The sequence below is a fragment of the Bradyrhizobium sp. WSM4873 genome (assembly GCF_055811355.1).
The window spans coordinates 1-1,567 of record NZ_JBVVPS010000092.1; the positions used below are offsets into that span (position 1 = coordinate 1).

1 protein-coding gene is annotated in these 1,567 nt (G+C 64.0%); it reads left to right on the top strand.

The features are described 5' to 3' along the window. Positions 1–1,084: IS91 family transposase (locus AC0L21_RS37860; protein ID WP_473267064.1), on the top strand; the 1,084-nt coding region annotated here is incomplete at its 5' end. Positions 1,085–1,567: the final 483 nt, after the last annotated feature.

Consider the following 1,567-nt stretch of genomic DNA (forward strand, 5'->3'; position numbering starts at 1 on the left):
CCGGACCGAGGCGCTCGGCGGCCACATGGAGGCTTGCGACGACTGCGGCACGACACGCCTCGCCTATAATTCCTGTCGCAACCGGCACTGTCCGAAGTGTCAGGGGCCAGCCCGAGCCGCGTGGCTCGCCGCGCGAGAAGCCGACCTGCTGCCGGTTCCCTATTTCCACGTCGTCTTCACACTGCCGGCTCCGATCGCAGCGATCGCCTTTCAGAACAAGGCCATCGTTTATGCGATCCTGTTCAAAGCCGCCGCCGAGGCAATGTCGACGCTCGCCGCCAATCCACGCCGGCTCGGCGCCCGGATCGGTGTCCTCGCCGTCCTTCACACCTGGGGGCAGGCGCTGACGCACCATCCCCACGTCCACTGCGTCGTCCCGGGCGGCGGCCTCTCGCCCGATAGCGCGCGCTGGATTGCCAGCCGACCAAAGTTCTTCCTGGCCGTCAAACCGCTCGCCCGGCTGTTCAGACGCCTGTTCCTCGAACGTCTGACCGCTGCCTTCGACGCCGGCACCCTGAACTTCTTCGGCGATCTCGCATCCCTGGCCGAGCCTGCTGCCTTCACAGCTCACCTCGTCGCCATGCGGCGCATCAGCTGGGTGGTCTACGCCAAACGGCCGTTCGGCGGCCCCGCGCACGTGCTGGCCAATCTCGGCCGCTATACCCATCGCGTTGCGATCGCCAACAGCCGGCTCGTCGCCCTCGACGACGATCACGTCGCCTTTACCTGGAAGGACTACCGCCAGAACGGCGCGACAAAGATCATCAAGCTCAAGCCCGACGAGTTCATCCGCCGCTTCCTTCTTCACACGCTGCCCGATGGCTTCCATCGCATCCGCCACTTCGGCTTCATGGCCAACGGCCATCGCGCTGCCAAGCTCGCCCTTTGCCGCAAACTTCTCGATCGTGAGCGGACAGCGCCAAACGATGGCGAGCCGTCGCCTGTGGAGTCGGACGCTCTGACGTGGCCCAAGGCTCCCGCCTGTCCTGACTGTGGTGGCGTCATGCGCATCGTCGAGCGCTTTCGACACAGCTTCAACCGCTCCAGTCCTCAAACATCCCCGTTCCAGTGCGATACATCGTGAGCCAAGTCATGCCGTGCACAACGATCGCTATTCGTCATTCCGCTCCCAGCGCCTCGATCATCGTGGACGCTGTCGAATCCGTGCTGCCACACGGCGCGACAACAACCGTCCGATGTAGCAAAACGCCTATCGCGATCTCCGGCAAAGCGCGCCTGATCTCAACTCTTCCCCGATGCACACATCTCGCAGCTCTGCCTCACGTGCCGAGCCGGCAGGCCGGGCGTTGCGATCTCCAACAATCCCCATAGCTGCAAACCCGCGCATACCCGCCCGCGCCTTCGTTCAATCCGGCTTCAATGAGGTCGCGTAACTGCGCATGCCGCGCCAGCACGTGAGCGCGACCTCACAGAACCCTCCAGATTCCCTTTCGCTGCGGACCATGATTCTGTGGTGCATCGGAGGGGCCGATGCGACCGAAGAAGCACAGGACGACGGGATCGAACGATCTGTTCCGGGCGCGGCTGGACCAGATCATCAACATGA